At 52.4% G+C, this 26,147-nt stretch carries 21 protein-coding genes; 2 read left to right on the top strand and 19 right to left on the bottom strand.

Translation table 11 applies throughout. The features are described from left to right. Positions 1 to 70: 70 nt before the first annotated feature. From P40081_RS17125 to P40081_RS17090, 8 genes are all read right to left on the bottom strand, one after another. Positions 71 to 1,660 carry a TPM domain-containing protein gene (locus P40081_RS17125; RefSeq protein WP_042137100.1) on the bottom strand — a complete coding sequence of 530 codons (1,590 nt, stop codon included), beginning with the start codon at positions 1,658 to 1,660 and terminating at the stop codon, positions 71 to 73. 126 nt (positions 1,661 to 1,786) lie between these two features. After that, positions 1,787 to 2,620: an aldo/keto reductase gene (locus P40081_RS17120; RefSeq protein ID WP_156118783.1), complete on the bottom strand. Its 834-nt coding sequence runs from the start codon at positions 2,618 to 2,620 to the stop codon at positions 1,787 to 1,789. 35 nt (positions 2,621 to 2,655) lie between these two features. Beyond that, entirely contained in the window at positions 2,656 to 7,146 is a 4,491-nt protein-coding gene (locus P40081_RS17115; RefSeq protein ID WP_042137097.1) for a coiled-coil domain-containing protein, read from the bottom strand. After that, the gene (locus P40081_RS17110; RefSeq protein WP_042137096.1) at positions 7,133 to 7,891 is read right to left on the bottom strand and encodes a DUF6063 family protein; all 759 of its coding nucleotides are present in this window, start codon (positions 7,889 to 7,891) and stop codon (positions 7,133 to 7,135) included. Before P40081_RS17110 ends, P40081_RS17115 begins: the two co-directional genes overlap by 14 nt. Before the next feature lie 11 nt (positions 7,892 to 7,902). Further along, positions 7,903 to 9,408 (bottom strand): hypothetical protein, encoded by a 1,506-nt coding sequence (locus P40081_RS17105; RefSeq protein ID WP_042137094.1) that lies wholly within the window; start codon positions 9,406 to 9,408, stop codon positions 7,903 to 7,905. 243 nt (positions 9,409 to 9,651) lie between these two features. Further along, a complete protein-coding gene (locus P40081_RS17100; RefSeq protein ID WP_042137091.1) occupies positions 9,652 to 10,248 on the bottom strand; it encodes a GNAT family N-acetyltransferase in 597 nt (198 codons plus the stop codon). 44 nt (positions 10,249 to 10,292) lie between these two features. After that, complete coding sequence (gene thrS / locus P40081_RS17095) at positions 10,293 to 12,206, bottom strand: threonine--tRNA ligase (RefSeq protein WP_042137090.1); 1,914 nt, start codon at positions 12,204 to 12,206, stop codon at positions 10,293 to 10,295. Positions 12,207 to 12,660: 454 nt separating this feature from the next. Then, on the bottom strand, positions 12,661 to 13,326 hold the full coding sequence (locus tag P40081_RS17090; protein ID WP_042137088.1) for an HAD family hydrolase: 666 nt from the start codon (positions 13,324 to 13,326) through the stop codon (positions 12,661 to 12,663). A 120-nt stretch (positions 13,327 to 13,446) separates the two neighbouring features. Here P40081_RS17090 and P40081_RS17085 point away from each other — a divergent pair, with 120 nt between their 5' ends. Beyond that, the gene (locus tag P40081_RS17085; RefSeq protein WP_042137086.1) at positions 13,447 to 13,932 is read left to right on the top strand and encodes a DUF6803 family protein; all 486 of its coding nucleotides are present in this window, start codon (positions 13,447 to 13,449) and stop codon (positions 13,930 to 13,932) included. Between the two features lie 231 nt (positions 13,933 to 14,163). Continuing rightward, positions 14,164 to 14,841, top strand: coding sequence for a DUF1796 family putative cysteine peptidase (locus P40081_RS17080; RefSeq protein WP_042141169.1), 678 nt, complete (start codon positions 14,164 to 14,166; stop codon positions 14,839 to 14,841). Here P40081_RS17080 and P40081_RS17075 read toward each other — a convergent pair whose 3' ends face one another. From P40081_RS17075 to P40081_RS17025, 11 genes are all read right to left on the bottom strand, one after another. Continuing rightward, positions 14,842 to 16,227: a sensor histidine kinase gene (locus tag P40081_RS17075; protein ID WP_042137084.1), complete on the bottom strand. Its 1,386-nt coding sequence runs from the start codon at positions 16,225 to 16,227 to the stop codon at positions 14,842 to 14,844. It lies immediately after the preceding gene. Continuing rightward, a complete protein-coding gene (locus tag P40081_RS17070) occupies positions 16,217 to 16,930 on the bottom strand; it encodes a response regulator transcription factor (RefSeq protein ID WP_231575378.1) in 714 nt (237 codons plus the stop codon). The genes P40081_RS17075 and P40081_RS17070 overlap by 11 nt, the downstream gene beginning before the upstream one ends. Positions 16,931 to 17,060: 130 nt before the next feature. Beyond that, on the bottom strand, positions 17,061 to 18,251 hold the full coding sequence (locus P40081_RS17065; RefSeq protein WP_042137080.1) for a cell wall-binding repeat-containing protein: 1,191 nt from the start codon (positions 18,249 to 18,251) through the stop codon (positions 17,061 to 17,063). Positions 18,252 to 18,328: 77 nt separating this feature from the next. Continuing rightward, positions 18,329 to 19,687, bottom strand: coding sequence for a glycoside hydrolase family 64 protein (locus P40081_RS17060; RefSeq protein WP_042137078.1), 1,359 nt, complete (start codon positions 19,685 to 19,687; stop codon positions 18,329 to 18,331). A 343-nt stretch (positions 19,688 to 20,030) separates the two neighbouring features. After that, on the bottom strand, positions 20,031 to 20,543 hold the full coding sequence (gene msrA, locus P40081_RS17055) for a peptide-methionine (S)-S-oxide reductase MsrA (protein ID WP_039292646.1): 513 nt from the start codon (positions 20,541 to 20,543) through the stop codon (positions 20,031 to 20,033). Between the two features lie 95 nt (positions 20,544 to 20,638). Further along, entirely contained in the window at positions 20,639 to 21,073 is a 435-nt protein-coding gene (locus P40081_RS17050) for a GNAT family N-acetyltransferase (protein ID WP_042137076.1), read from the bottom strand. A 22-nt stretch (positions 21,074 to 21,095) separates the two neighbouring features. After that, on the bottom strand, positions 21,096 to 21,677 hold the full coding sequence (locus tag P40081_RS36445) for a TetR/AcrR family transcriptional regulator (RefSeq protein WP_052421865.1): 582 nt from the start codon (positions 21,675 to 21,677) through the stop codon (positions 21,096 to 21,098). Between the two features lie 171 nt (positions 21,678 to 21,848). Next, positions 21,849 to 22,874, bottom strand: a complete 1,026-nt coding sequence (locus P40081_RS17040; protein WP_042137074.1) for a Gfo/Idh/MocA family protein — start codon at positions 22,872 to 22,874, stop codon at positions 21,849 to 21,851. A 38-nt stretch (positions 22,875 to 22,912) separates the two neighbouring features. Continuing rightward, positions 22,913 to 24,001 carry a Gfo/Idh/MocA family protein gene (locus tag P40081_RS17035; protein WP_042137072.1) on the bottom strand — a complete coding sequence of 363 codons (1,089 nt, stop codon included), beginning with the start codon at positions 23,999 to 24,001 and terminating at the stop codon, positions 22,913 to 22,915. Next, positions 23,998 to 24,774 carry a sugar phosphate isomerase/epimerase family protein gene (locus P40081_RS17030; RefSeq protein WP_042137071.1) on the bottom strand — a complete coding sequence of 259 codons (777 nt, stop codon included), beginning with the start codon at positions 24,772 to 24,774 and terminating at the stop codon, positions 23,998 to 24,000. Before P40081_RS17030 ends, P40081_RS17035 begins: the two co-directional genes overlap by 4 nt. A 70-nt stretch (positions 24,775 to 24,844) precedes the next feature. Continuing rightward, complete coding sequence (locus P40081_RS17025) at positions 24,845 to 26,008, bottom strand: Gfo/Idh/MocA family protein (protein ID WP_042137069.1); 1,164 nt, start codon at positions 26,006 to 26,008, stop codon at positions 24,845 to 24,847. Positions 26,009 to 26,147: the final 139 nt, after the last annotated feature.

Raw genomic sequence — 26,147 nt, 5'->3', positions numbered from 1 at the left:
GAGGCGCTGCCGTTGTATTTGTGCTGTCTCTAGTCAGACTATTACAGATATAAGAATTGAAAAGAACAGATTACCGGTGTCTGCCTACACCACCGCCGCCACTTGCGTTGCCGCCTCCGCCGGAATTGCCGCCCCCAGAAGAACCAGAGGAGTGGCGGCCCACTCCGCTGCTGCTGGAAGATCCCGAGGAATGACGGCCTGAGCCGCCTCCGCTTGACGAGCCTCCGCCTCCATGATTCGTTTCTCTACTGGAGGAGGAAGAGCGGCCCGAGCCCCCGCCGTTTGTTGAACCTCCGCCTCCCGAATTACTGCCCCAGAAGCTGCTCCGTGATTCATTACGGGACGATGAGCTGCGGGGTTGAGGCCGCTGGTTATAGCTTCTTTGGTTATGGCTTCTTTGGGTATAGCTTCTTTGGGTATAGCTCCTACGCCTGATGCCATAATCCTGCTGCCCCGTCCAAACACCATAGCGCTGTATATTGCCGGGGTGATGCGGGTTAATTCCGATTCCGTACCGGGCAATATTCCGGTTGCGGCGCGAGGCGGATACGCTGAAGCCCAACACCAATATTAGAAAACAAAGAATAATAGCACTCCCGTCTAAATGGTCAACCGGATCTTTGTCTAGCGGATCATAGCTGGAGGCTGGATACGTGCGCACCTGCACTTTCGAAGGGTTGTCCGCTGCCGGCAACGTGTTTACCTCCGCAGACTCAGCGCTTTGAACTGCAGACTGTTGGCTATGATCCGCTCTAGCCAGGAAAAAGTTGTAGAAGGCATTCGCCGTAGCGGTTGCCCCGCCGGCGTAATCTTTTGCCGCAAATTTCGGTTCAAGCGCAGTATCCAGAATCCCGCCGATCATATCATTAGTCAACAGATTGTCGATATCCTTACCCTGAAGGACATGATAATTATCTCCGCCGATATCGAGCACCAGCATTACATCCCTAGGTCCAGCTGCTACGCCGGCGAACTTCGCATACGTATAATCCTGCAGGCTAGTATCACCGGAATTCTTGACAGTCACTACATAGATCCCGCTTCCGGTCGTTGCCGCATAGCGGTTACTGGACTGGTTGAGATAATCCTTCGTTACCTGCTTGAAGACTCCGGCATTGTCTGCGACATAGTTCTTGGAGCCGACCTGCTCCGAATAGATTCCGCCAAGCTCCTGAATTAATGATCCATAGGTTTTGCGCGCACCAGCGCTATAGTTCTTCGCCGCGAAATCCGGCTCCAGTGACTCCGAGAGAATCTGAGATAACACGTTGTCGTTCAGTGTATCCTCCAGACCTTTGCCCGGTACCGCCCAGTAATCATCATCCTGGGTGGAGAGCAGCAGCAGGACTCCGTTGTTCTTATCCGCCGAGCCGACTCCCCATGCATTGAACAGCGAAGTCGCGTAATCTTCCATCGATGTTCCGCCTGTAGAATCCACTGTTACCAGTACAACCTGTGCACCGGTCTGCTGATGCAGCTTCACGCCATAATTGACCATATAATTCTCTGTTTTCTGATCAATGACTTCCGCGAAGTCATTCACATAAAAGGACTCCGAATGTGCCCGAACAGCCGCCTCCGTGCGGCTTGGCGCCAGCGGCAGCAGTAGCAGGATCATCAGGATAGCGATAAGCGCAGTTTTTAAAGTTTTCCCATACATTAATACCCCTCCGGCTACTCATATCTCTACTCTACTATATCGGTTAAGCACACAATGGGATATAGTTCCATTCCCTTTATACTTATGTCCGAATCTAGTAAATATTCAAAAGAGACTGCCCGGAGGTTACTCGTTGTTAAATCTGTCCGGATGCGATCCAAAACGCTGGTTGTTGTTCAGCGCATTAATGCGGCTGATTTCATCCTCTGACAGCTCGAAATCAAAGATATCGGCATTCGCGATAATCCGCTCTTCCTTGACCGACTTAGGAATAGTCACGATACCGTTCTGCAGATCCCAGCGCAGGATGACCTGAGGCAGCGTTTTGTTATGGCGTGCCGCAATGTCAGCAATCACCGCATTGTCCAGCAGATGGCCTTGGGCCAGCGGAGCCCACGCTTCAATCTGGATGCCCTGCGCCCGGCAAAACTCACGAAGCTCAAGCTGGCTAAGCAGCGGATGAAGCTCGACCTGGTTAACCATTGGCTTCACGTTAGCTTCAGTTAAAAGATCTTCCAAATGATCTATCTGGAAGTTCGAGACACCGATCGCCCGGACTTTGCCATCCGCATACAGCTTCTCAAGTGCACGCCAGGTGTCTTTATATTTGGCTCGGATCGGCCAATGCACCAGATACAGATCTACATAGTCCAATCCCAGTTTGCTGAGACTCAGGTCAAATGCCGCCAGCGTAGAATCATACCCCTGATCGTTATTCCATACCTTGGTGGTGATGAACAGCTCTTCGCGGGCAACCCCGGATTCACGGATCGCCTGGCCGACTCCCTCTTCATTACCATACACAGTTGCTGTATCAATGCTTCTGTATCCGGCCTTAATTGCTGCTTTGACAGAATCCACAACCTCTTGACCTTCCTGGACCTTGAACACTCCCAGACCAAACCAAGGCATTTCTACACCGTTAGCTAACTTCGTTGCCGATTTTAGATTCATCATTATAAGAATACCACCCATCTATATAATTTGGATTGTTGCTAGAACAATGAGGCAGGGATCAGCTTGCGGCCCCCCTTAATCAGGGTTGAATCCAGTGCATCTCCTTTATCACCGCCAAAATACAGCTGCCAGTACACGCCGAAGCGGATGCTGACATCATTCTTCACCAGCTCCGGCGGCGTAACGATCAGCCACTGGAACTTCAGCGCCTTGGAAATCTCGAATACCGGATCAAGCACGTTATTGGAGACCATTTCACCGAACGGATTATCGTACAGGAAGACCGTCCAGCCTTTATTCTCACGGTTGACGCGCTTGTGGGTCATAATCATCATCGCCACCAGCAGCTGAACCGACTGGCGTTGACCGCCGCTGCCGACGGCCTCATCCAGCGCCCCGCGGTTAATGACCTCCCAATCCGAGTAATGGTACTCTTCCGGTGCTGCGTAGAGGAAATAATTCTCGGTCACCGGTTTATATACCTGGAGCACCGGGAAGCGGTTCTGCAGCGCGGCATACACCATCCGCCCGTCATTAATCAGCTCTCTGACTGCGGAAGCCGGAACCTGTTCGATCTTCGGGAACTTCTCCAGCAGGCTGCTGATGCAGCGGTTGAAATACTCACTGACCAGCGGTTCGATGTCATCTGTCGTTCTCGGAACGGTAATATTCTTGTAATTCAGCCGGACCAGCGGGAAGGCATGCCCGTTCTCATTATGAATAATCATCCGGCGTTCCATCCGCTTGAGAATGTCGGTAATCTGCACGACCCGCTTCGCGGCACGTCCTACCCACAGCTTGCGCGACAGCTCCATATCTTCCTTGTCACTGCGGATACTTTCAATCTGATCACGTGAGCTCTGGAGCATGGAGTCCAGTACCTGCAGTGCAATCGAGAAATCATCCCAGTGAACCGTGTTCAGGCGATCCTGAATTTTGGTCTCCAGCTCTGCGTTCCAGCCGGACTTGGCCAGTCTGCCGCTGAGTGTTGTCTTCTCTTCTTTGACTTTGCGCGAGATCTCCGCACGCTGGCTGCGACTCTCCTTGCTGCGCAGGAGCCAATCTGCAACCAGCTGCTCACAGTTCTCCCGCACATCCAGCTGCACGTCTTCGGGCACATCCCGCAGCTGTACGCGGCTCTCGACATGGGTATCCATGACCTTGCTCTGATTGGAGAGTGTCTGCAGCCATATATCCATAGAGGCAAGCGCCTGCTTGCTTGTATTCAGCAAATACTCATTCTCTCGGAAGCGCGCACTGAGCTCTTCTTCCTTCTGCGCCAGCGGCTCATGCCAGAGCTCTACAGCACGCTCGTGCTTCTCCTTGATGGCCTTCTCGGATTTGCCCAGCTCCTTCTGCAGGTTATCCAGCTCCGCCATACAACGGATGTAGGAATCACGGATATGCTGATAATCCTCATCCAGAATTCCCGTGTCACTCTTCTGGCGCGTTCTGGCCGACTGAATAACCTCGGGCGAATCGTCCGGTTCAGGTGCGGACTGCCATCCGTCATCGACCTGCTGTACTGCTGCCTCCAGTTCAACCAGCTGTTGCCCTGCCGCTTTGATCTGGGCAGTCCGTGTGCGGATTTCCAGCTCATTCTGGCTGAGGGACTGCTGCAGACTTTCCACGGTACTCAGCAGCTGCAGCAGCTTATCCTGTACAGCCTCATCCGGCACTGCTTCTTCCTGCACAGTATCTTGTGCAGCACCGCCATGTTCACTTGGGAAGTGGATCTCCGGAAACCAGTTCTGCAGCCGCGGGAACAAGGAATATTTAGCTTCTCCCAGCCATTTCTCACGCTGCAGGGCGAGGCTGTCCATATCTGCCTTTAAATGTGTCAGCTGCTGTTCCTTAACGGCAATCTCTTTGCTTAAGCCTGTCTTCAATTCAACTGACTTTTGTTTGTCCTTGTAATCCTGCTCCTGCTTCCGGCTACGCTCCGCCCACTCACGCAGCGCCGCTGCCCTGGCCTCATGCTCGGTTTTCTCGGCCTCACTGACAGCCAGGTCTCTGGAAATTCCGGATAGAGTCTCTTCATTCAGCGACATTTCAGCGTTCAACTCATTCAGACTCTTGCCAAGCTCCTGCTGCAGGGTCTCTAATACCTTCTGTCTGGCCCGAAGACTTACGGTGTGTTCACTCTGGAGCAGCCGGTCATACTCCTGTCTGGCTGATTTCAGCTTCGCCAGATACCCTTCCGTATCCTGCAGCTCTTCTTCCCGCTCTTTGAGCCGGGAGGCGATCCCTTGCTTCCAGTCCAGGAAACGCTCCGGCTGCAGCACCATCTGTGGCCCCTGATGGGAGAGCAGCAGGAATGAAGCTCCTGTGGCATCCGCCATTTCCTCACGCACGAAGACCGGGACAGGCGATTTGAGCAGAAGCTCCTGAAGCAGCTCAGGCTGAAGCTTAGCCGATTCACGCTTCGTTACAATCAGCCCGTAAGGCAGTAGCGGGTGACGTTCCAGCTCCTCTTCACGGACCAGGTAAGACTGGTCGTTCAGATATGCACTACCGATCATGGAGCTGATCTTAAGGGCATCCAGGGCATCCTTCACTATCAGGATATCATTATTAGGCAGCCAATAGGCTTCCTGCTGCAGCTCTACATCCAGCAATTGATTATAGTATTCCCGTCTGAGCCGCTTCGTCTGCTGCTCGGCATCATCCAGCCTGCGGATGAACCGTTCCTGGATAAGTGATTGGGCCTCGAACAATGCCGTCGTCCCGAGCAGCTGATGTTCTTCATACATTTCCAGCAGAACTACGAGCTGTGACCAGAGCTGTGACTCCTTGCCCATCTGGCCTTCAATCCGGTCCGTAAGCTCCTCCGCCTGGCTTGCAGCCCCCAGCAGCTTCTCAGTCAGCCGTGTATGTCTGGTATGCAGAGCAAGCTTCTCTTCTTCTGCGGATTTGCGCTGCTCGTTCAGGACAACGATATTCTCGGCAATGCTTCTGGCTGCAATCAGCGTGCGCTGAAGGGCGGCTGCCGGTGAATGGGCAGCCTCCTGCCCGTGGCGGGAAGCGAACACTCCCAGATCTTCGGTATACTGGCGGATGAGCGCCGTCAATTCATGAATCTTGCCCTCAAGTCCGCCGAATTCAAGCAGGAATGCCTCCCGGCCTTTGCGCAGAACGGCCTCTTCTGCACCCAGAGCCTGCTGCCGGCCGCTGAAGAACAGCATTCGCGCCTGCCACAACCGGTAGACCTCATCCCACTGCAGGCGAAGCTCCTGCTTGGCCGCTTGGATAACCTCTTGACGCTCCTTCATCGCAAGGGAGCCTTCAATGGCTTCAATTTCCTTCTGCCACTGCTCCATCTGGCGGATCTGCAGTCTGCGTCTGGCTAAATAATGGGCAACCTCAAGATCCTTTTCCTTGATCTTCGATTCCTCCAGCCGCTGCTTAGCCCGTGCCTGATTATCCGAGACCGCTTTGAAATCATCCTGTTTGCGATCACGCTCTTCCTTGAGCTTCAGATACTTCAGATTATCCGTCTCAAATTTCAGCTGCTTCGCTTCCTGATAATGCCCGGCTAACTCATCCGCAGTTTTGCGGCGTTTGTCTTCGGCATTCTTCAGCTCATCATAGATCACGGTGTACAGCTGCCGTCCAAGCAATTCCGTTTCCTGAAAGCTGCGGTCAGCCTCCGTCCCCTGCTTGACAGCCTCGTAGAGCGGGGCGGCAAGTGAAGTGAATTCGGCAAAAGCCCGTTCTCTCTGCTCCAGCATCGGCAGCCGCTGTGCAACCGTAGCAGAATCTATGAACATCCGCTGAAGCGAGCCTTCATCCTCGCGCATGCTGCCGTTCAGACTGGACCCGATTTCCGGAATAATCAGCTTCTCGAACAGATTATGGTTGGTGAAGGCATCATTCTTCTGGAAATAGCCTTTAATTCCGCCCTCCTCGCCGTTGATTCTCCGCATATTCCGCCATTCATCAATATGAATATCCCGGTCTGCCAGAAAAGCATAATATTTCTTCAGGTCCGAGCTGTGGCTGCCATACGCAACGATCTCATTACGCCGCTCACGGACAAATTGCTGAATCGCTTCAAAGCTGGCCGGAGTGTTCAGCTCGTGATCATAGAGCGGCAGGGTAGACAATGTAAGCTCCGCATTCTCATCATAATTGAGCAGCGCATAGAGCAGATAATCTACTTTGATCTCCAGCTGATCCACCGAGTTCTGGGCAGTCATTGCGATTCCGGTGGTTATGTACTCCGTCCGTTCCGGCTCGTCCAGCCGCCATTCGATGGCAACGTGGAACGTATAGGGCTTCAGCTGTTTTTTGTGATTATGGAAGAAGGCTTCTACCTGGTTCTCATTATCTTTACCCCAGGCAGCCTTGGGCATCAGCAGCTGGAATATCGACTGCAGCAGCACGCCCTTTCCTCCGCCGTTCATCAGCGTAATCAGCGTGTTGGACGGGCCTTCCTCATTGCACAGGTCGAGGATCATATCCTCATATTTCTTCAGCATCTTCTCATATTTAAGTCCGGCGATGCGGATTCGCTCAATGCGCGGCATGGGCTTCCTCCTCCTTCTCGCTGAGTGTCCGGCCAATCAGGGCCTTCAGCTCCTTATAGCGGTCCACATCATGATAGAGATAACGCATCCGCTCATACAGCTCTTCCCGGGGGAAAATCCGCTTCTCATTCTCGGAGATGAATACCAGATGCTCTTCCTCCAGCAGCTTCATCCCCTCATGGATCAGGCCGATCCGTGAGCCGGCGCCGCGGGTCAGCGAATCGCCCTCCTCCTGGCTTTTGGTCTGCATATACAGGCTGCTCCATACTTTGTGCATCGCCTGAATATCCAGCCGCCACTGCTTGCTGAAGCTGCCGTCTTCGTCCATGTCCATCCATGTCTGGAACAGGGCGGATACCTGATCCGAGAGCTGTATGTAGGACATGCTGTCCTGACCCGGCTTGAAATGCTGTTCATCCTGATCCATCTCAGCCAGGAACACCAGAATGATTACGTTGATGATATGCAGATGCGTCTTGCGTTCTATGCGCGAATATTTATTGCGCAGCTGTGTGAAGTTACTGGCAAAGCCGGAACCCATTGGACTCACGAGCAGGTGCAGACGATGCCCGGAGTTCATAATCCGGCAGCCGGCTTCCTTGGCTACATATTGTAAGGCATCATAAGCAACGGTATCCTGCAGGCATTCGGCCGCAGCGGGATCATCAAGTGATATCACCTTGCGGCGAAGCAGGTCGAAGAACAGCCGTGAAGCCTGTTGTACTTGCTCTAACGAATAACTCATGCTGAATCATCTCACTTCTCTACTATAGTAATGGTATAAGGACTGATCTCCAGGCCGGGCCAGCGGATGCTGTCCTGCTGCCCGTTAGCAATCCTGGTCTGCAGCACTTTGCCCCGCAAGGTTTCAAGCTCCGGGTGGTCCGCGATCAGACGCCCAATCAGCTTCTGACATTCGTCGGCCCCGCCGTGACCTTCCGCTTCCTGCTCCTGCACCTTAATTTCGGTATGGAAAAATTGAACCCACAGGTCCACCGCATTGGGAGTAACCGCCCAGCGCCGCTGTTCATCCTCCGTGAAAGCCTCTGCCGAGAATGTAAAGCTTCCCTGTTCTGCCAGTCCGGCGAAGACCGGCAGCCAAAGCTCAGACACCTCGGTCCACGGTATGCTTTTGGGGACATAGTGGAGTTCTTCCTCCTCCCCGGCTTCATCCGGGTCGTCCGGCAATTCGTCAGGCAGGAAGCCGACATCCTGCTCTTCCCAGGCCCAGGCCAGCGGATAAATAAAGTCTTGGCTGGGAGAGAATAGCCCGCTGATCAGAGTTTCCATGCTGTCTCCATCCGGCAACCCTTCCGGCTTCACCCATTCCTCCCAGACATGGGTACGGAAGTTGAAGCCGGCGGCACCCCAGAACAGCTCCGGGAAGTTGAGCCTGAGATTGGTTTCCGCTTCAAAAATGCTAAGTACCACTTCGGCAAGCTCATCATGCACCCGACGGGAGAGTTCGACCCGCTCGGAGAGCAGCCGCAGCTCGTTGAAGTCGATGACATCCTTCTCATCATTGGCCAGCCGGGCCAGCGAGCGGTGAATATTATCGAAATGCTTGCGTTCTTCGTCAAATTGCTGGTGAATCTCCTCCAGCCGCTGGTGCCGCTGAGCGCCATATTCGCTGAAGATATGCTTCGGATTGCGGCGCAGCGCATTGCGGTATTCCTGCTGCTGCTGCGTCATCTTCCGCACCCGGGAGATCAGTTCATTCACATCCTGCATCGCCCTCGTTACCCGTCCATGCTTGATATGCATCTGAATCTCGAGCAGCTTGATGCTGATCTGAAATTCGTCAATGATCTCATGGCTCATGAAGATCAGCTCCATCGCATATTCGGAGAGCCGGTAGATTGTGGTCCCGTTCTCTTCCCAGCTGGTCCGGGTAGCATCTTCATCCACTGTGAAATATTTGTATTTCTGCACCGCCATCTGACGGGACTGATCATCGTAATAATTGGCCTCGAAATCCCCGCCGTTTCCGCTCCACAGCAGCCCGTCCACCAGCCGTTCCACCGATTCCGGACTTCCGAGCCTCGCGATGCCGAAGCGTTCAAGCGAGCTCCACGTCAATTCGACCAGGTCCTCCCTGGATCTCTGCTCATTCGATTCCAGCTCCAGATAATAGACCTGCAGCAGCACGCTTAGAGCAATCATTTCCTTATAAGGCTGAAGCTCGCCGAGATTCATGCCTGCCCCCAGACTCCATAGGGGATTCAGCCGTTTATTCCGTTCTCCAAAGTCATTCCAGTTCATGCTCCAGCCAACCTCGCCATCACTTCATAATTTACCTCACAACATAACATAAACCCACATCTGCCCCGAAGGGTGAAGTATGGGCTAGGATTACGATAAACGATATATCGGGGAATGTATGTTTCTATCCTCATGTCTTTCTATTATATCAATGTTTCTCAGATATGGCTATTTGCAAAAAATAATAGAGGAGCCCGCAATGGGACCCCTCTAAGTTTCGCTTTGGCACCCGGATGGATGCAGCTACTTATATTTCACATTCAACAGATAATCAAGATTAGCCTTCACCGCAGGCCACTCGTCGTCAATGATACTGTACAGCGCATTATCCATAACCATGCCGTTAGAGGTGAGGCGCTGCTTGCGCAGCACGCCTTCCCGGACAGCGCCAATCCGTTCAACCGCCCGCTGCGACCGGAGGTTGGTACTGACAATACAGAAGTTAACGCGGATTAATCCGAGTGCCTCGAAGCAGTACTGCAGCAGCAGCGACTTCGACTCCGTGTTCACTGCGGTTCTCCAGTAATCCGGCGAAATCCAGGTGCAGCCGATCTCTGCATTGCGGTGCGTCCGGTCCAGATGCATGATCCGTGTAGTGCCGGCAATCCGGCCGGAAGCCTGCTCAATGATGACAAAAGGGATATCCGTACCTTTGGCCTTGTTCACCAATGCCGCGTCTATCAATTGTCCTACCTGCTCTTCTGTACTGATCCTTCTCCAGGTATATTCCCAGATCAGCGGATCGTTCAGCACCTTAACCAGCTCCGGCTTATGCTCTTCCATCAGGGGCACAAGCCTGATCACGCCGCCCTCCAGTTGCTCAGCATTCTTCGAAATCATGTATCAGCCCTCCTGACTTTTGATTACCTATTTAATGAAGCAATTTATTTCCGCTCAGCGATTTGGCCGGCCAGCAGCTGAATGAACTCCTGTACGCTGAGCGATATTTGTGAACTCTCCGCACGGCCCCGTACGGAAACTGTACCGTTGTTCTGTTCCTGATCTCCGAGTACGAGCATATAAGGCACTTTCTCCAGCTGCGCTTCACGGATTTTGTAGCCCAGCTTCTCATCCCGCGCATCCAGCTCAACCCGCAGTCCGGCCGCCTGCAGCTGCTCTTTAACCTCGAAGGCATAATCAGCATGAACCCCGGATACAGGCAGCAGCTTGACTTGCACGGGAGACAGCCACAGCGGAAATGCTCCGCTGAAGTGCTCTGTAAGAATGCCCATGAACCGGTCAATGGAGCCAAATACAGCACGGTGAATGACTACCGGACGGTGCTTTCCGTTATCTTCACCAATATAAGTCAGATCGAACTTCTCCGGCATTTGGAAATCCAGCTGGATTGTACCGCATTGCCAGCTTCTTTTCAAGGCATCAAGGACATGGAAATCGATCTTGGGCCCGTAAAAAGCGCCATCCCCCTCGTTCACCCGATACTCGATCCCGTTGTTCTTCAGCACGCGTTCGAGCGACAGCTCCGCCTGATCCCAGAGTTCTTCAGCCCCCATATAATCATCCGGACGTGTGGACAGCTCCACCTTGTACTCGAAACCGAATACTTTGTACATCTGATCAATGAGCTCCAGCACCCGGCTAATTTCATCCTCAATCTGTTCCGGCAGGACAAACAGGTGGGCATCATCCTGGCAAAACGTGCGGACGCGCATCATTCCATTCAGCGCCCCTGAGAATTCATGGCGGTGGACCTGGCCATATTCAGCAATCCGGATCGGCAGCTCCCGGTAGGAACGAAGGCTGTTCTTGTAGATCAGCATATGTCCGGGGCAGTTCATCGGTTTGAGCGCAAAATCTGTTTCATCCACTTTTGTGAAATACATCTCGTCTTTATAATGATCCCAGTGTCCGGATTGCTCCCATAGCCTTCTGTTCATCATCAGGGGTGAACGGACTTCATCGTAATCACTATACCTCTGCAATTCACGCGAGAAGTTCTCCAGCTCTGTACGGATGATCATGCCCTTCGGCAGATAGAACGGCATGCCCGGCGCTTCTTCGGAGAACATGAACAGCCCAAGTTCCTTGCCCAGCTTGCGGTGGTCACGCTTCTTCGCTTCCTCCAGCATGTGGAGATGCTCCTCCAGCTGGGATTTCTTGAAGAATGAAGTTCCGTATATCCGCTGGAGCACCTGATTATCTGAATCCCCGCGCCAGTAGGCTCCCGCTACGCTAAGCAGCTTGAAGGCCTTGATCCGGCCAGTTGACGGCATATGCGGCCCCCGGCACAGATCAGTGAATTCACCTTGCTCATACAAGCTGATCACTGCATCCTCCGGCAGGTCACGGAGCAGTTCAAGCTTAAGGGGCTCCTCCAGCTGCCGGAACAGTTCCATCGCTTCACTTCTGCTGACAACCCGGCGCAGAATCGGCAGATTTTCTCCGATTATCTTCTCCATTTCCCGCTCAATCGCACCCAAATCCTCCACGGACAACGGCCGTGCTATATCAATATCGTAATAGAATCCATCCTCTATGACCGGACCGATACCCAATTTAACATTCTGATCCCCGTAGATCCGTTTGACAGCCTGGGCCATCAGATGAGCAGTACTATGTCTATGGATCATTAGACCCTCAATGCTGTCCGCCATTATAATTTCAACGAGGCTATCCTGTTCAACCGGGTGATCAAGGTCAACGAGCCTGCCGTCGATTTTACCGGCTACCGCATTCTTCTTCAGACTTGCACTGATTGACTCCGCAACCTGCGCAACTGTGGTGTTACGCGAATACCTCCTAATTGTTCCATCCGGCAGTTTCACTTGAATCTCCATGATTGTGGCCTCCATTTCTTCAGGTTTCTGTTAGTGTGATTTGAACGCAAAAAAACGCATCTCATCCCGGAAAGGGACGAGTGCGTCTAAGCTCGTGGTTCCACCCTAATTCGACTATGTATCTACGGACCCCCGGCTGTTCGGCGGAAACGTGATAAGCACAATCCTCATGGCATCCGTTAACGGGGATGGGGCGGTGGCATTTACAGCCTCACTAACAGCAGGAGGGTTCAGTGTCACGGCTGCAAAGGGGTAACATCCGGCTGGTCTCTGTAAGAAGCTCTCACCTTGCACTTCTCTCTCTGGTCAGTCCTGGGAGGATATCCTGTCTCTGGTCATTGCCTTAGATATGGTGTTGCTTGGTTACATAATACTGAATGCCTTCGCTAAAAGTCAATACTGCGGTGAAAAAATAGTTGTATGCCGCTGTCCCCCGGCAATCTATCCGTTAATATCATTCACTTGAAATCCGCGAAATAATCATACCCGTTTCTTCAACCGTAGCAGCAATATAATCCGCTCCGGCAGCCGATAATTCCTCCTCCGAACCGTAGCCGAATAACACGCCAATGGAAGGCACACCGCAGGCCTTCGCCCCGATAATGTCATGCTCCCGGTCCCCGATCATCAGCGCCTGTGCGGCAGGAATATCATTCTGGTCCAGCACATACTGGATCACCTCGCGCTTCTTCGAGCGTGTCCCGTCCAGATTGCTGCCAGCGGTGAACCTGAAGAAGTGATCCAGCTTGTAATGGCGGAGAATTTCCTCAGCAAAGACCGTGGGTTTGGATGTCGCCACATACAGGCTGAATCCCTGATTCCGCAGGTTCTCCAGTAACTCCGGAACGCCTGGAATCACACTGTTCTCGAACATGCCGAGCGTCCGGTAACGCTCCCGGTAGAAGTCCACACCCTGCAGGGCAGCTTCATGTGTCAGCCCCTGGATTTGAACAAAAGAATCATAGAGCGGCGGCCCGATATACGGGATCAGCAGGTCAGGATGCTCCACCTCGATCCCTAGCTTGTGCAGCGCATATTCCACGCATTTGGTGATGCCTTCTTTGGGATCGGTTAATGTGCCGTCCAGATCAAATAAAATATGATGCAACGCGTCCTTCACTTCCGTTCGTGCTCCCTTCCTGTTTAACTTTGTTCATCATACCTTCCTTTCTTCATACTTTCCACACACTTGTCTACTAACATCACTATGTAAGCTATATTTGAACCTGGAGGATGTAACATGAACATGACGCATTATATGTCCCTGCTGGCGGACAATCAGCCATGGAATCTGATTCTTTTTATGGCGATTCCCGTGATTTTTGCCGAGACGATTACGGTTACAGAGTTTATTATTCTGTTCACCAAGAAGCTGAACGGGCCGCTCCGAGCGTTCAACCGGGTATGCAGTATTCTTGCCGGACTCTATTTCACCGGAGTTTTCCTGTACTTGTTCCCTACCGCCTTCATCCCGCTCACCGCAAATGGCGAATGGCACACCTGGGTGGATGTGGTTGCGGTAAGCTTTTATCTGAGCGGAGTCATCTTCCTGCTGCCTCTGGCCCTGCTGGATCTCGGTCTCATCGCCCGCAAACGCAGTGAAGAGAGTAAGCTTAAGCTACATTTCCTGCTAATCAGCGGCTTCCTCGTTGTTGCCCACATCGCGATGATCTTCGGAATGGTGAATCCGGAAATTATGGGCGGAATGGCTGGAATGAACCACTAAGAGTTGAGTCACCTAAGTTTATAAAAGATTGACAGGTGTCCGGGGAGGCTATAGAAATAGCTGCCCGGGCGCCTTTTGGTTTTCATTACGCACAAACCCGTCAGAATGAGATTGCTACCAGCTATCCGAAGCATGTGTGCTGCTGAATTTTGTCTCATCCGTCCAATCAATCCCGGAGCATCGCGTATATGATTTACTAACGATGGAGACTGGATAGAGATGGGTGAATTCATGAAACTACAAGACGTCAAAAAGGACTATGAACTGATCGTCAGCTTAGGTTCATCTTGTGCGCCGGCAATTAACCTGAAGAGATACGGTCTACGGAAATTCTCAATGCCTCTAGACTGGATGATTTCGTATTCACTGGCCGATGTCAACCGGCTACTAAAGAATGAGTTCAGGAACTTTATGGATTTCAGAAATCTGCATCCGCTGGATGAGACCCATTTTTTGCTGGATGATGGAGATCCCGTGTATTTGGATCATTCCAGGAACAATCTGTCACCATCTTATTTCATACGGGACTCACTGTATAACATCATCTCCGCCCACGATTTCCCGATTATTACAGGTCAGGGCTGGAGCGCTTCCTATCCCGCCTACAGACTGAAGCTGGAATACCGGATCGGCCGGTTCTGGAACAGTCTGCTCAGCAGCGACGATAGTTTATTTGTCAGATGGTTTGCAAGCGCTGAACAGGTACTGGAGCTGCATATGATTTTATCAAAGCTATTAAATAACAAGAAATTTACAATCCTCATTCTTAATCCTATACCCGGCCTTAGTGCAACACGAGAAGCGGAATGGGGTATCGGCAATGTCTGCGTTCTGGAAGTGCCCGGTGATATGAATGATTATGCGAATTGGGATTACATCCTGCAAGGTATAAGTCTAAATCATTCTTAGTTATCTCCTAAAAGCAACCTCACAGCGTGTTCCTACGCCCACCTTACTTGTAAACACAATCGTACCGCCGAGCAGCTCGACCAGCTTATTCACAATGGAAAGACCGAGGCCGGAGCCTCCGTATTGCCGTGAGCGGGATTTCTCTACCCGGTAAAAACGGTCAAAAATAAAGGGAAGCTCTGCCTCCGGAATACCGATTCCCGTATCCTCCACAACAAATATTGCTGAGTCCGGAGTGAATCTTAGACTCACCTTGATCTGTCCCTTTTCGGTATAGCGGACAGCATTCTCCAGCAGATTCATCACGATTTGCTCCATCCGTTTGCCATCGCCTAATACTCTTACCTCCTGCCCGTCATCGTACGAAGCTGTCAGCAGCAGACCTTTCTCCTTCGCCGGTAATTCCACCCTGCGGACCGCCTGATCCACGATCTGTCTGAGATTGACCTGTTCCAGGTTCAGCGGAATTCTGCCCTCTTCCATCTTAGCCAGCTCGAACAAGTCATCGACCAGATGCTGCAGCCGGTGTGCTTCCTGATCGATGATGTCGAGATACAGCCCCTTCTCTTCCTCCGTCTCATATAACCCGCTCTTCACTACCTTGGCATACCCCTGCAGATAAGTAATCGGTGTCCGCAGTTCATGCGAGATATTGGCCAGAAATTCCTGGCGGGTATCCCTGTAACGCTGCAGGTCAACGGCCAGATCGTTAATGGCTCCTGCGAGGAAACCAATCTCATCCTTGCCGCGGATGGTAAGGCGTGTCTCCAGTTCACCGGCGGCGATCTTGCGGGTGGCTCTCTGCATCTGCAGAAGCGGACGGGACAGGACCACGGCAATGATCCAGGTGATGCCGAGCGCCAAAGTGAACGCGCCAATCCCCGCGAGCAGCAGAATATTGCGCACTGAAGCCAGCGATTCTTCCATATTCGTGGTAGAGGACATTACATACAGCGCCGAACTGACCCCATCCTCACCTGTGATAGGTTGTCCAGTGACGAAATACCGGTGCCCCGCTGGATCTTTGTACAGGAAGCTGACTGTTTTGCCGGTAAAAATGTCTGTAAGATCACCGGTCCGGATGAACGCCCGGTCCGCAGAATCGTGAACGCCTGAATGCAGATTCGTACGGCCATCAGGAAGAATGTTAAATATACTGACATTGGAGAATTCAGCAAACGTCGTCATCATCTGGCTGGTCGTGGACTCCTTGGACTGGGCCATGACCGTGAAATGGGAGGCCAGCTCCTCCGTTTCCGTCTGCATTTCGTTGTAATAGAAGCTGGTGAACATCCTGTCGATCACCATGCCCAGCGACAGCAGCACGATCAGGAATACGGACATAATGACCAGCCCAAGCTTGGAGCCGATGATATTATGTTTCATCCGGACTACCCGTGACCTGGAATTTATACCCGAGGCCCCATACCGTTTGCACCGGATTATACGCCAGGCCCGCTCTCTGCATCTTTTCGCGGATATTCTTGATGTGGGTGTCGATGACCCGGGTTTCACCGCCGTAATCGTTGCCCCACAGCCGTTCGACCAGCTCATCGCGGGTGAATACCCGTTGTCCGCTGCGCGCCAGCAAGGCCAGGAGATCGAACTCCTTTAACGTAAAATCAACGTTCTGGCCCTGTACACGCACCTCTCGTGCCTCCGGGTAAATCCGCAAATCGGGATACTCCAGTACTTCTTCCCGGGGCGCCAGTGACTGCGTCAGTGCAGAACGGCGGAGCAGCGAATGTATCCGGGCCAGCAGCTCCTCCGGCTCAAACGGCTTGGTCAGATAATCATCTGCGCCGATGCCAAGACCCTGCACCTTATCCTTAATCTCCGAACGCGCGGTGAGCATCAGGATGGGGATATGACTCTGCTCCCGGATTACACGGCAGACCTGCCAGCCATCCATGTCAGGCATCATCACATCGAGCAGAATCAGATCAAACGCGTGCTGCCCCGCCATGCGGATGGCTTCCTGCCCCGTGGCCGCTTCCCTGGTGGTGAAGCCCTCGTTCAGCAGATATATACGCAGCAAATTCCGCATATTCCATTCGTCGTCTACTATAAGTATTTGAGATTTGGACAAGCCGTTCACCCTTTTCGTGGACTGGTTAATAGTTCGTGCATTCATTATACCCAAGTGGAAACGGCTTTGCCTTCTTACTTGTTATATAAATAAAGAGGCCGGCAGCGGGTGCCGCTGCCGGCTTGCTCTTCTAATGCCCTGAGTGCGGATTATCACCGGAGGCGGAGGAAATCTCCAGCATGTCATCGATCTCACTCTGCGCCGCGGCGCTGATCGTTTCTGCATCGCCAGTCAGCCAAGCGTGATTATACGGGCCTTCAGCCGGTGAATCCTTGAATTTAGGTTGCAGCTCCATCGTATAATTCATCAGAGAATCCGGCAATCCGTCCTGCTTCATGAAGACCAGCGGCGCGTGTTTGCCCAGATGGGAGAAGGGGGCAGCGGCAATTGCCAGCATCGTTGAATCCGTAGTCAACAAGGACAGGTTATGTCCGGGAGTAGTGATTCCCCAGCCGAATCCGTTTGCCGTATCCTTGAATTTGGCAAAGGCAATGGCATTCTCATAAGGATCCTCACCCGCTATGCGCGTAACCGTTCCGTATTGCTTAAGCTGCTCCTCCACATCTGCTGAAATGACAGATTGGGGACCGAGAATATAGATTGCTGCACTGCCGCCGCGTTCCTTGAGCGCGTCTGCTGTTGCAGCCGGGATTTCGCTTTTCTCCACAAATAGTAAAGGCTCCGGCATATGAGCGATCCAGTTCACAGCCGGGAGGGTATATTCAGGACTATCCATCGAGCCGATAATTACACTCTGCGGCAGCTCGCCTGACACTTTTGCATAGTAAGAATCAACAGCGCCTGCCACTGCGGCTGGATCATCCCCTTCAATCTTGTCCAGCTTCAGATTAAGCGAGTTGAGCTGAGTCTCGACAGCTTCAGACGATGGCCCGACAATTACAACCTGAATGCCGTCATTGCCGTCCGCACCAAGCGGCTTCAGCCGCTTCAATTCAGTAAGAGTCTCATCCGGCACACCGTCTTTGGTGAAAAAGAGCACCGGCCCGTTGCTCGGATGGTGGATCAGGTCCGTGCTTACTGCGGCAATCTGCCAGTTATCCACACTTGTCAGGACTACAGACGATGGCCGGTTGCTCTTCGTTTCAGCCGTCCATAAGGTCCGGGAGACCAGCACAGCCGCCTGAACAGGGTCAGAGGTGTTGATCCGTGTTGTATTCTTGGTAGCGATCCAAGGTGTAGTTACCGCTGTTTGTGCAGTGATAGCGCTTGATTCTTCCTTGTTATCCGCGCCCGGGCTGCAACCCGCCAATGTTGCTCCAAGCAGCAGGATAAAGGTCGCCGTCAGTAGTCTTCTCTTCATTATTGTCCCTCCACTTCAGTTGCTCTCGCGAATAACTAGAAGTGTACAGGACAAATGTGTAGAAAGAATGAAGCTCCTTACCAGGCCACGCGGATAATCAGGCCTTTGGGATCGCCGACTTCGAGATAGGCCGCTTGGCCGTTGACATCATCATAAGGGAAGCCGTAGGCCAGCCCGCTAATGCTGTGATCATGCCAGAACTTCGCATAGTAATTGGCTGGAGCCGCTTTGTAATAGTCCGCGACATTGTTCCAGTTGCCGGAGGTGTAGACATGGCGGTTAATGGCAGCGCTGGTGGCAGCATCAATGAGCGAGCCATCATTGCGGAGAATATCCTGGGTGCTGTAGCTGGAATAACCTGCGAAATAATTGCTGTTGGCCCCGCCGGCTTTAAACGATCCATGGACAGGAGCGATAATACGGTAAGGTGCCTGATCCGTAGCAAGTGATTTAAAGGCGGATGGCACTTCATTCTGGTATTTGCTGAAGATTCCGGCACGTGTCTCCGATTCCAGCTCGCCTACGGTTTTATCATAGCCTCCATACAGGCCAACCAGCCGGTGCTGGATCGGAAATCCGAAGGCATCTACGCGCGTCGTGTTGCCGTGATAGCCTGTAGCATCCACCGTGAATTCAACGAAATCGAAATAGAGATTACGGTTAGGATCGGTAGGATTATCAATATCCGGTCCGGCAAAGCCGTCATCATAAGTCTTGATGTACAGCGGCGTGCCTACGCTGAGGAACATGCGGCCGGAGGTGATTTTGGGCATCGTTACCCAGGAAGCCTGACTTACGGTATGGTAGATATTCGCGTAATTCACGCCGTTTTTGGTCAGATGGCCGGAGGCATCATTCAGCGCATTAGAGATTGGCAGCAGATTGCCGCTCAGATCCAGATAACTCCATTTGCCGTTGGCCGGATTGATGCCGATCACCCCCCAATATATCTGGTTGTCAGGATAGGCCCCGCCCGTGCCGTTCATGACCTTCACCGACACGGAACCTCCCGGCGGGGTGGGAATGGAAGAGGCGGCTATGGAATAGATCGAAGCAGAGGAACCCCCAGGCGGGGTGGTCGGCGCCGTTCCGGCGGTATACGTAAACCAGCCGGTATCATATGCCGGTGTTCCATTGTTGTACGTGAAGAAATAGGTGAGAACGGTTCCGCTGGCAACGCCTGTGACCACCTGCTCATATCGGGCTTTGCTGCTGTTGTAGGTTGTACGGTAATTCAGCTGCGTTCCGGAATTGACCTTGTAATGTACATCCACCCAACTGGTGCTTACTGTAGATTTGAACCAGATTGTCGCTGTAGTTCCCGACAAATCTACTCCCTGTGTATAATCAGCGGCGGCAGCTTTGGAACCAAAGAAAGGCAGGCAAGAGAGCAGAAGCACGAACGCAAGCATGGACATTAGCCATTTTTTAGGCATCGTAATATTCCTCCTTAATTATATTGGCATTGCTATAATCATTACCTTTGGCAACCGGAAGCTACAGACAGATCATTCAGCATTTCAGAAAGCCTCCACCCTCCTCCATTCCCCGGATCAAAGCCAGAATCATGTATAATTGTATGCGTTTACAAATATGATTATAGTAGGGCAAATCTTCATTTAGTAGGCTCGGAATTTCGGATTTAGGTTCCCATTTTTTGGTTTTATGACTTAATTTCTTCCGTTTCACCTCTAGAGCGCTGCAAAAATAGCAAAAAGCCCTCAATCCCCAGATGCCAGGTGATTAAAGGCTTTTCTAACCTTATTTCATTTTCCGCTTTTACCAGTGCTGCGAAATAAAGGTATCCCGTCCGGATTGCTCACGGTCCTCTTTATAATGCTTCGGATTCTTCTTGTGATAGTCCTGATGATAGTCCTCAGCCGGATAGAAATGGGGTGCAGGCAGAATCTCCGTCACCACAGGAAGCTCAAATCTGCCGCTGACCGCCACTTGCTCCCGGGAGGCCAAAGCCGCCAGCCGCTGCTCTTCATTATAGTAGAATACCGCTGTCCGGTACTGTGTTCCGCGATCCTGAAACTGTCCGCCGTCATCCGTCGGATCAATCTGCGGCCAGAACAGCTCCAGCAGTCTCTCGTAGGGGAAAAGTGCCGGATCAAACGTAATCTGAACCACCTCATAGTGACCGGTTGTCCCTGTCTTGACCTGTTCGTATGTAGGATTCTCTACCGTGCCTCCGGCGTACCCCGATACAATTCCGTGAATTCCGGGAAGCTCTTCAAACGGTGTAACCATGCACCAGAAGCAGCCTCCGGCAAACATTGCCTGTTCCATAAGCTTAATCCCTCTCCCTGTCTCTCATCTGCAATTCATATATTAACACATGTACTGAAGATAAGGCCTGCTGGTCATAAAGTCAATTTGAGAGATTAGACCTGCAAGCTTTTAACCATAATGACGTGGGGGATTCCATCTTCCATAAAGACAGCCGAGGAAGTCTCATAGCCCAGCTTCTGATAAAAGCCTTCGGCCTGCTTCTGGCCATGCAGCTTGGCTTGCCGGAGTCCTTGCTCTGCAGCCATTGCCTCCAGTGTGCCGATAATTACGGACCCTAGCCCGCTTCGGCGGTACGGGGCCAGAAGACAAATCCGCTCCAGCTTGGCCCATCCGTCCACAACCCGCAATCTGGCTGTCCCTACTGGAGCCTCCTCCGCCTCATGAAACACCAATATATGCTCTGCCTGGCTCTCATAATGATCAAATTCATCAGCCAGCGGTACGCCCTGCTCCTCCACAAACACTTCACGTCTGATCCGGAATGCCTCTTGTAATCCTGCTTCATTCGTAACCTTGTCTACACGCATATTATCCTGCCTCCCTTTCCGGTTAAGATTGCTTAATGCCCGCCCAGAAAATCCCCCAGATATCCTCCAGGCGCTGTTCAAATTCCTCTTGCTTGTAAAAAAACATCTGCATGGCGATCCCGTCAAGCAAACAGTAATAAGCCGAGAGCAGACTATCTGCCCGCTGCTGCCGTATGATCCCCGTGTTCATGCCTTCCTCAAAAATCGCCCGGTACAATACAGCGGAACGCTGCTCCATCCCCGCAATCTGCGCCTCCAGCAAGTCCTGGAAGAAAGGAGGCGGAAATTGCACGGCCATTTTATAGAATGCGGTCAATACCGGGTGCTCCACTTTGTAATAATAGTTCTTATACATAATCTCACGCAGCTTCATCTCTATAGGTGTATCCCTGAGGCCCTTATACAGCTGTTCAAGAAATTCATAGTAATGCCGGGCCATTTCGCCGAAGGCGGCCATGAACAAATCTTCTTTTTTCGGAAAATAGGTGGCAATGGATTGCTTCTTAATCCCTACTGCCTGAGCTATGCCGGCCAATGATGCTCCTTCAAAGCCCTTCTCGGCGAATTGTGAACATGCAGCCTGCAGTATCGCGTTAGCAGTCATCTCTTCAGCCCCCCTGACGATCGTCAGGTAATTATCACATGCAGATTATAATTTGTCAATTGGGTGGTTACCTGCCTTGTATTCCCGTTACAGCACGCAAAAAAAAGGATCACAGCACGTGATCCTTTCTCCCTGGCTATCAAGAATGTATGATCTCACACATGTCCAGTACTACACATACTGTCCTGCCGTCAGACCCGTTCTGCCCGCCGAGGACTTGTAGATTCCATCGATCAGCTCCAGCGCCTTAATGCCTTCTGCTGCGTCAATCCAGAACTTTCGGCCATCACGGATGTGGGCATAGAAATCATGAATTAACCGTGAATGTCCGGTCCCCCAATACGATTTACCTCCGGTGCTGCCGGTTGCCGGTTCGCTGAGCAGCGTCTCTTGCCCGTCCTTCAACAGATACAGGCAATCCCTACGCTGCAGCAGCGTTCCCTGCTCGAAGACCAGCTCCAGTTCAACGGGAGAATTCACCCCATAAGCATTGGTTCCGTAAAAGAGTCCGCGCACCTTATTCTTGAAGCTGATGCAGGCATGTGCACTATCCTCCACCTCAATAACATCATTCAGCACATCAGTGGTAACACTGCCCTTCACGGAAGAGATTTCACCGCCGAACCATTGCAGCAGATCCAGAGTATGAATAGTCTGGTTGATGAGCACACCTCCGCCTTCAGTAGCCCAGCGGCCTCTCCAGCTGCTATTCTTGTAATAATCTTCACTCCGGGTCCAGGTAACCACCCCTTTCATACAAATGAGGGCTCCCAGTTCGCCGGAATCTATCATCGTCCTGATCCGGACCGAAGGGTCATTGTAACGGTTCTGGAAGACTACACCGAGTTGCCCCTCCGCTTGATCCGCTGCTGCCTGCATTAACCGGGCTGAAGGTACATCCAGCGCCATCGGCTTCTCGGTTAATACATGTTTGCCGGCCTTCAGCAGTTCCACCGCCATCCCTGCATGCAGATGATGGGGCGTGCACAAATGGACAATTCCGATATCTGCCCGCTCCAGAAGCTGCTTGTAATCCGTCAAGCCCTCACATCCGTAATCCTGGGCGGATTGCGCTGCCTGAACGGGATCACTGTCCACCACGGCCAGCAGCCGCGCATAATCTATAGAAGCAATGGCCCTGGCATGCAGCGGAGCAATCGCACCACAGCCGATAATCGCTGCTCCAATTGGATTCATCTTATACACCTTCCGTTCTTCTGATAGCTGTGATGCAACTATTTGAGAGTATCCGGGGTCAGATTGAGCGCTTGCCGCTGCGCCTCCAGGCATAGTTCGGCCGCCTTGAAGGCATGCTCCTGGGTCATGGCATTTTCTGTACGCTGCAGGCAGTCCATGATCAGCTCGCCGAAGAACGGGAAGCCGATTTTGCCGGCCACATGCTCATAATGTTCCCCCCCACGGTCCACATAGTAGACATGGTCAGGCGTGCTGGAGCGGCCAATATCGCTGTATTTGCGCAGCTCGATATACCCTTCGGTGCCCATAATAATCGTCCGGCCATCGCCCCAGGTCCCTAATCCTTCCGGAGTGAACCAGTCCACGCGGAAATATTGGGTTGCCCCGTTATCGCCCACCAGCGTGGCATCACCGAAATCCTCCAGCTCCGGGTATGACGGATTGTTATAGTTCGCTACCTTGCTGTGCAATATCTTGGCATCGCGGCAGCCGGCATAGAAGAGGAACTGTTCAATCTGATGGCTGCCAATATCGCAGAGAATGCCGCCGTATTTATCACGCTGGAAGAACCAGTCCGGCCGGCTCGGAGCATTTAACCGGTGAGGCCCCATTCCAATTACCTGAAGTACACGCCCGATCGCACCCTGTTGCACAAGCTGACCTGCATACACAGCACTCTCCACATGCAGTCTCTCACTGAAATAAGTCATGTATTTCTGCTTCGTCTGTTCCGCCTGAGTCCGTGCTGCCGCCAGCTGATCGAGTGAGGTGAACGGTGTTTTGTCCGTGAAATAATCCTTGCCGTGTGCCATGACGCGCAGACCCAGCGGACCACGCTCTGACGGAATAGCCGCCGCCGCTACGAGCCGGACTTCAGGATCTTCGAGAATCTCTTCAGCCGAGCGTGCGGCCCGGACGCCGGGATAGGTGTTCTGGAACACTTTTACCTTCTCCGGGTCAGGATCGTATACCCATTTCAGCTGTGCTCCTGCTTCCACAAGCCCGTTGCACATCCCGTAAATATGCCCATGATCCAGCGCCAGTGCGGCAATTACGAATTCACCCGGCCCCACCACAGGCTTGGCCTCATGCACAGGGGCATACATCATCCCATCCTTGCGGCTCATGCCTCAACCTCCAGCTTGGCGTGCAGATAGTTCAGACTAATCTCCAGGCTCTCAAACGGATCACGCTGGCACACATCCTGCTCCACGATATGCCATTCCACACCTGTCTTGCGGCAGGCTTCAATAATCGCTCCGTAATTCATGTTCCCCTGGCCGATTTCGGCAAAAATCGGTTTACGCGACAGAACCGTCATATCTTTGAAATGCACGGCCTGCATTCTGCCTTCCACTTTATGAATCCACTCTACAGGATCGCCGCCGCCTGCCTGAACCCAGTACAGATCCAGCTCAAAGCCGAACACCTCCGGATCACTTTCCTGCAGCAGAATTTCCATACCAGTCATACCTTCGAAACGTTCAAATTCAAAATCATGATTATGATAGACAAATTGCAGGCCATACTGCTCCTTCAGGGTACGCGCAATACCGGATGCCAGCTTGGCAAAGGTGCGGTATCCTTCCTGGCTGGTCTGATACTCTGCCGGTAGTCCGCCAAGGCCGATGTACTTGCAGTTCCACAGCTTATGTTCAGCTGCAAGCGCATCCAGATCATTCACCAGCCGGTTCCAGGGGACATGCGTTGCACAAATCTTCAAACCGTATTCATCCGCATACTCCTTCACCAGCTTAGGGTCCATCGGGCCAATTCCCGAGATCTGCACAGCCTGGTAGCCAATTTCGCTCACCTTCCGCAGACTTTCTCTTAACCCCTCCGGGGTCTGGGTAAATTCACGTAAGGTATACATTTGTGCGGCAATCGTTGAACGTTCCATTTCATTCATCCACTCCCAGATTAGTTTGATTTGGTTAGATGATGCTATACCTGCAGATTAAAGAGTGATGCTAGTGGGTTCCCGATACATCCAGCGCTTTCTGGCTGACGGGTGCCTTTTGAAAAGTAGAATTCTGCACCTGCACCATCAGCTTCTCGTGGAACAGGTCGCTGTCGATCGGCAGGTCCACCCAGTTATCCGTCCACGCTGACAGGTACATCGCATTGGAAAGAGTCAATCCGTGAATCCCCTCTTCGCCAGGCGCCAGGAGCGGCTCGTCATGGAGAATGGCATTGGTGAAATTACGCATAATGCCTTTATGCTGATCCCCATCACCTGGTGCTACCGGAATCTCGCATTTCCAGCACTCGGGTGCTCCGAATCCTCCGGTAAATTCAGCATTGAATTGCGGCTCCGGTGTGCGCAGGCGGAAGAACGTCAGCTTGCCGTCTTCGATTACGATTTTACCGTTGTCGCCTGTGATCTCGAACCGGTTCGTTCCAGGTGCCTCCCCTGTAGTGGTGATGAACAGCCCCGTTGCGCCATTCTCATATTCCACATAGGCAGTCACATCATCCTCAACTTCAATATTGCGGTACTTCCCGAAGTGGCAAAAAGCCCGTACCCGCTTCGGCATCATTCCGGTCGTCCACTGCCAGAGATCCAGTTGATGCGGGTCCTGGTTAAGAAGTACACCGCCGCCTTCTCCGCCCCAGGTCGCCCGCCAGCCGCCGGAGTCATAGTAACTCTGAGAGCGGTACCAATTCGTGATAATCCAGTTCGTACGCCGGATCTCTCCAAGCTCTCCTGACTTGATCAGCTCTCTCAGCTTCTGATAGAGCGGGTTGGTCCGCTGGTTGTACATAATGCCGAACTTGCGGTCAGACTTCGCAGCAGCGTCGTTCATCTCCTGAACAGCTTTGGTGTACACGCCTGCTGGCTTCTCAATCAGAACATGCAGCCCGTAACCCAGTGCCTCAACCGCGAGCGGCGGGTGGTCATAATGCGGTGTAGCAATCAGCACAGCATCAATGGTCCCGGACTTGAACAGCTCTTCCGGTGACAGGAACCGCTGCACGCTATCCGGCAAATGCTCTTCCGCCCAGTCCAGCCTTTCCGGGCTGGTGTCACATACGGCTGCCAGCTCGGCTCCCTTAATATCACTCAGCAGGCTCTGCGCATGCGCTCGCCCCATATTGCCCACTCCGATAATGCCAAATCGTACCTTTTCCATCTCCCAATCACTTCCTATTACAGTTTATGATATGAGGATAACCTTAATCGCCTCCGGTGAACATGACTGTAATTAAGGTGTTTTTGTATATAAATAAGATGTATTAGATAAATGAAAGCGGTATAATGAATTTATGAGC

Origin of the sequence: Paenibacillus sp. FSL P4-0081, from assembly GCF_000758565.1 — a bacterium.
Lineage (GTDB): Bacteria > Bacillota > Bacilli > Paenibacillales > Paenibacillaceae > Paenibacillus_AQ > Paenibacillus_AQ phytohabitans.
The sequence above is the reverse complement of the archived record's forward strand: the minus strand, read 5'-3'. Positions and strand labels throughout refer to the sequence as shown.